The organism is Pseudomonadota bacterium (assembly GCA_030859565.1).
GTDB lineage: Bacteria > Pseudomonadota > Gammaproteobacteria > JACCXJ01 > JACCXJ01 > USCg-Taylor.
The window spans coordinates 1-5191 of record JALZJW010000196.1; the positions used below are offsets into that span (position 1 = coordinate 1).

Sequence of the window (5191 nt, forward strand, 5' to 3'; positions counted from 1 at the left end):
CCTGCTTCTTTCCAGAGGTCATCAGGGACGCCAAGGGCAAACAGCGGAAACGCTATTCCTATGAGCTCATGATGACCCCCTATGAAAAGCTCAAATCGCTCCCCAACGCCACGCGCTTCCTCAAGCCTGGCGTCACCTTCGAGCAACTCGATGCACTGACTATGGAAATAAGCGACAATGAGGCGGCAGCACAGTTACACAAGGCACGGCAACAACTCTCTCAACGCATCCATGAGCAGCAACCGCAGCGCCCAGGCTCCCAACGCCCCCAGGCATCCCCCTGAGGTCAGGAGTCCTTCTCTCTAAGGGGGGACTCTACCTTTTCAGGCTCATTTTAGGATTAGAAAATACTGACTGCCCGGCCACTTGGTCGCCACGCCTCCTGGTGCCCTACAACGTAATCGTAGGCAGGTCGTGACGGCAAGTATCTTGTGGTCACTGCAGCTAAGTGTTTGAGCTAACGCAATTCCGCGACTCGATCGAGGTCGCTGTATCGGCAGAGTGCATTCGCAAGGTGCATCTGGCGCGGCGTCTTGTACTCCGGCTCAAAGAGGCGGGGACTTGCGACCAGAATACTGGCACACTGCGCGCGTGAGGTCGCGACATTGTACCGGTTAAGGCTGTACAAGAATCCACACCACGGGGTTCATCCTCAGGAGTCGATGTGGCCATCGAATAAATGACAACAGGGCCTCCTGCCCTTGGAATTTATCCACGGTACCGACCCGAACGCATCAATACCGCGTCAGCGTCCGCCAGATCCTGCGACGGAATCGGATAAATAAACCAACAAAATGTGGTACTTCCGGGGACGGTTTTGTTGTTTTATCCGCATAGAAGCTCGGCTTTAAGCTAAGCCGCTTGCGGCGTAGGCATCCATTCCGTTTACGGCCGCAAGGTGGCCGCGAGTAGATACAGTATCGGAACGCACAGCGTGGTCGCTACTGCCCAGAGTGCCCAGCAAAATAAATGGCAATCGCGAACAAACAGCAGACTTGCCAGCGCGCGTCATGAGCGAACTCCCACTTTGGTCTGGAGCAAATTGGTCTCAACCCCGGAGACGCCGACACCTAGAGCCTCCAGAATCATCTGTTTTACTGCGGCGCTCTCAACCGGCGAGCGCACAGTTGATGGAACCAAGTCACGCTGATACCAAATCAACGAACCGCACGGCTGATGGTAGCCCGTTCCAACGTCGCGTTGAATCACCCTGACACCCGACGTATCAAAGGGCAGATCCCTTGAAGCCCCGGACTCCGACAACGCCTGGCGCAAAAGCAGGTCCGGCGGCGTCAGCAGACCCAAGTTCACCGTTTTTCCTTCTCGCCTGAATCGGTACCAGACGCTATTTCCGGCAGTGTCCACAACGCGCGCTGCCTTGGCACAGAACTCCTCCGTATCGGCGGCGGAGTCGAACTCAAAGTTGAAGTCCGGCTGCATCGCAAGATGGTTCTTGAATGAACCGCTGAATCCAATGGCGCGAGCAAACGCCCTTACGTCGTCGATTCGCAACTCTCCCTTGTATTCTCCACGCTCAACCGCTTGCTGGCCCATGCTCGAAGCTATTACAAGCTGGCCGCCGGTCGCGTCGACATGCTTCCGTAGTTCGCCGATCTGGCGATCCGCGATGTCCATTGCAACTCGAATATTCTGCGAGTGGAACGCATCGCTTCGCGTGCTTGGCACGAAGCCGAAATCCTCAGGAAACGTGTACTTCCAGTACCGATGCATCACGCTAGCCACATGATTCGTGAAGAAGGTGCAGAAATCGGGCCGGTATCTGCGCAAAGCATCGCGAAACACATCGAACCCCACAAGCGGCTGCATCAGCGGCCGGCGCACCCGGTGCAGCGGATTCAGCTTCTCCTTTAGCAGATGCAACGCCAGAGCGCCGAAAGTTCTCAGCGTCACCCCAGCCCCCGGGAGCCGAATCACGTCCTCGAGCACGGCGCCGTCGACCTTGACGTCGCTTGCGACCGCTCCGTCGGCCCGCGTTTGCCGCAGGTTGAAGCGTTGAAATGGCGAATATCGCGGCGGATGGGTTTCTGGCCTGGGCGCGAAAGTATCCGGCACGTAGAACGCGTATTGCTGCCCCTGCGGAACGGGATAGGACTGCAGGCTACCAAAGACGCCAACGCGCAGGCCGGCGGTGGCCGCCACTTCCCACACCGGCGGAAAGCCCGACGCGCAACTCCTGTCCTGATTCAAGAAAAAAATTCTATGCTGTGTGTTATATGCGCCCCGATGCAGCGATGGCCACGTCGTCCAGGGATGCAGTTCGCCTTTATCGCGCGTTTCGGTAGTGAACGTCGTGGCATGCCCCATCAGCGCGGCGATCTCAGAATCGGGGTTGACACCGGCATACCAGTCGATGACGCGCCAAGGCACCTCGTTCAACTCATAGAGGACGAGCGGTAGCTTGCCACGCACCGCGCTCAAAAATGTTGTCGGATCCTCCAAGTGCTTCATGCTCTGATCGTCACCCTCGCTCGAGCGTCACAGCTCCCGTAGTTTCACTAACATTCCGTTAGTTGGGCGAAGTAGACGCCAACCGCTCCGCCTGCCATCTTCGCGCGGCAAGCTGATATCGCGCGCGTATAGGCGCTTACAAAAACAACACTGACAAAATATTCTCGATATCTACTGCCCCGACAGGGGCCGCTTTTCGGAACGTAGTCTCCGAAAAACGTAGATTCTTCCGCCGTGACTTCTTTGCATTTGGAGAAGAAGTTTCGTATGGCATTTGGTTGCGGCCTGAGGCCGCGCTAGGAAGAATAAACGCCCTTTTTCGTCGAAAGGAACAGTACTGTTGGACCTGGGAATTGTCAATCAGGCAAGTCTCGGTCCAGAATCGGGGAAAGTGGGTATCCACTTCGCCCCACCTCTATCTATATATTGTGGTTGGGTGCTTCCGTCCCGCTCAACAGGCGTCTATACGATACTGAATCCGTCGTAGCCGCTTGCTGCATTAAGCGGTAGAAGAGTAATCCGCGTGACCGTGACGTACGACGATTGAAGCGAAACGTGAATTCGTCCAGATAATAGTCGAGATGACGGCGCTGAACGCCACCTTGAAGCGTTCCGAGAAACCATCGCTTCAAATGGGAGGCAACCCGATGGACCCGGGGTAGAAGTTCATGGGCAGGAACACCGCTACGTTTGATGTTTCTGGTGGTGTGCTCATACCCGAGGCTTTTCAATCCGGCGTATCCTCGCCACCCATCCGTAATGATCGAGGCGCCTTCGCTGATTGACTTTTGGGTGAAGGGAATGATCTGCCCCGCTGAAGCGTCTTGGATACGCTGTAGCCGAATGCGCCCCATTGCTCGTCCGCGTGTCTCTACCGCCACCACCACGATGGCTTTATGCTCGGTCTCACGGCCGTGAACCTCTTCTTCCGGTGCCCCGATAAAGGTCTCATCCACCTCGACTGCCCCGCTGAGACGATCCTCCCCGCGAATACCATGGCGCGCCGCATCTTGTGAAGCCACGTCCATGCCGTTTGATAACTCCCTAAACCCAGCACGCGTTGCAGCCCCAGCGCGCTGGCGCTTCTGACTCGTCACAAACCAAATGGCCAGAAACCACGCTCGCAATGACTTGCGTGTCCCGGCAAACAAGGTTCCCGCCGTGATTGAAACCTCGCCTCGACAGCCCTTGCAACGTAGGCAGTTGCGTGCCGTAACCCACGGTTCATCTCGCGCATCACAGTGCGGGCATCGAAAACCCATGGGCCATCGAAGTCGCACAAGATAATCCCGACATCCAGCCTCGGTCGCAAACCACTCGTCAAACTCCTAAAACGTGCGCGGATAGTCCACACCAGCACGCGGTTGGAATGGATCGCCCATCGTCCCATACTACATCTGGTACCCGGTGGGGTGAAGTGGATACCCACTTCGGGGAATTTTCGGGCCATTTATCGGCCCGAGGTACCAAATTTCAGGACCGTTTGCCGTCTCGCGCGAGCCGGGTCAAGGGGGAGGGTCGGCTCAGTTGCTTGGGCAGCCGGTCAAGGCTCGATTTCGAAGGCGTCATGTTCCCTAGCTCCCGAAACAGATCCTCGCCTTCCTGCGGCGTCAGATGCGCGACCACAAAAGCCACCTGCTGAGCCGCGAGCGGCGTCCAGCGGCCCTCTACAATGCCCGCACGTAGCTCCAGCGGACACAGCGTCCCTCTTCACCTCGTCCACGCCGATATAAGCTCCGCATCACCTGAACCGGGCCCGCCGCACTCACATAGGTCTCCTGGCAGCGCACCACCCGTCGGTATAACTCACCCTCAAGCGTCACCGCCGGCAGATCCACATCCAACCGTGCTAACTCCTTGGCCAATGCCTCACGCTCGGCCGCCACAAAATACTCATGCAGCTCGTGTTCCTGCAGAAGTGGGCAGACCGGAGAGTCTACGACATCCATGTGCCGCTGGACTGAAACGCGCTGGCGAGCGCTCACGCAGATGCCGGGCTCGATATCGTGACGCGCAGCTACTTCATCTTCGTAAACCTGGGGGTGGTCAATATCGAGTCGCAGCGTGGGAGTTTTCTGTACGTTCCGTTGGTGCGGCTGAGATCGTGGGTTTCCAAGGCTTTCTGGATATTGGACGGCGCCGTTCCCGTCTTCACGCCAAACCGCTCAACTTCCCCCTACATCAATTGCGTTGCTAGAAAGCCTATTGAGGCCAGGACGGCGGCTCTGGATCGGGTGCCAGGATAACAAAAGACATACGTCGGAGGCTCTGGCCCAGCCGGCTGCGGGTCGCGGGTATCTCCCTGAAATGTCATTGGGGGCAGGCATGACCAGCGCCCTGGGTCGGGCGTATAGCGCCCTTTATGACAGTCTGTGTGGCATGCACCCGCGGCAACGGTTGTGCATTTTCAATGGCTGGCGATGAAGGACCTGCGGTCCGACCTCGTACAGGCACTGTCCGCGCTTGGTGGGGGCGAGGTGCTTGACGTGGGGTGCGAGGACAAGCCTACAATGCGTGTTTGGGGGTGTCAGCAAGTATTTTGGCATTGACGTTCTGCCGGGACCCTAGGTCGATACAGTGATCGACCCGGAGAGCCGCTGACCCCTGCCGGACGCGGCTTTTGATGCGTTCTGTGCAACCAGGTGATGGAGCACGTGGGTAAACTCGATCCGGTTCTGGAGGAGATTCATCGGTGCTGAAGCCTGGCGGCACAGCCGTGATC

The 5191-nt window shown here is 57.6% G+C and carries 5 protein-coding genes and 1 pseudogene; 1 reads left to right on the forward strand and 5 read right to left on the reverse strand.

The genetic code is table 11. The features are described from left to right. Positions 1-284: hypothetical protein (locus M3436_19015; GenBank protein MDQ3566084.1), on the forward strand; the 284-nt coding region annotated here is incomplete at its 5' end. Positions 285-457: 173 nt separating this feature from the next. Here M3436_19015 and M3436_19020 read toward each other — a convergent pair. From M3436_19020 to M3436_19040, 5 genes and pseudogenes are all read right to left on the reverse strand, one after another. Beyond that, positions 458-728 (reverse strand): annotated as a pseudogene (locus tag M3436_19020) (AAA domain-containing protein). Positions 729-1008: 280 nt separating this feature from the next. After that, positions 1009-2469, reverse strand: coding sequence for an alkaline phosphatase family protein (locus tag M3436_19025; protein ID MDQ3566085.1), 1461 nt, complete (start codon positions 2467-2469; stop codon positions 1009-1011). Positions 2470-2888: 419 nt separating this feature from the next. Beyond that, the gene (locus tag M3436_19030) at positions 2889-3731 is read right to left on the reverse strand and encodes an IS1595 family transposase (GenBank protein ID MDQ3566086.1); all 843 of its coding nucleotides are present in this window, start codon (positions 3729-3731) and stop codon (positions 2889-2891) included. A 211-nt stretch (positions 3732-3942) separates the two neighbouring features. Continuing rightward, positions 3943-4104: a hypothetical protein gene (locus M3436_19035; protein MDQ3566087.1), complete on the reverse strand. Its 162-nt coding sequence runs from the start codon at positions 4102-4104 to the stop codon at positions 3943-3945. A 32-nt stretch (positions 4105-4136) separates the two neighbouring features. Continuing rightward, positions 4137-4418: a hypothetical protein gene (locus M3436_19040; protein ID MDQ3566088.1), complete on the reverse strand. Its 282-nt coding sequence runs from the start codon at positions 4416-4418 to the stop codon at positions 4137-4139. Between the last annotated feature and the right edge of the window lie 773 nt (positions 4419-5191).

Excerpts from the sequence above, each read along its gene's own strand:
- M3436_19040 (MDQ3566088.1), bottom strand. The coding sequence starts at position 4,418 with ATGGATGTCGTAGACTCTCCGGTCTGCCCACTTCTGCAGGAACACGAG.
- M3436_19030 (MDQ3566086.1), bottom strand. The coding sequence starts at position 3,731 with ATGGGTTTTCGATGCCCGCACTGTGATGCGCGAGATGAACCGTGGGTT.
- M3436_19025 (MDQ3566085.1), bottom strand. The coding sequence starts at position 2,469 with ATGAAGCACTTGGAGGATCCGACAACATTTTTGAGCGCGGTGCGTGGC.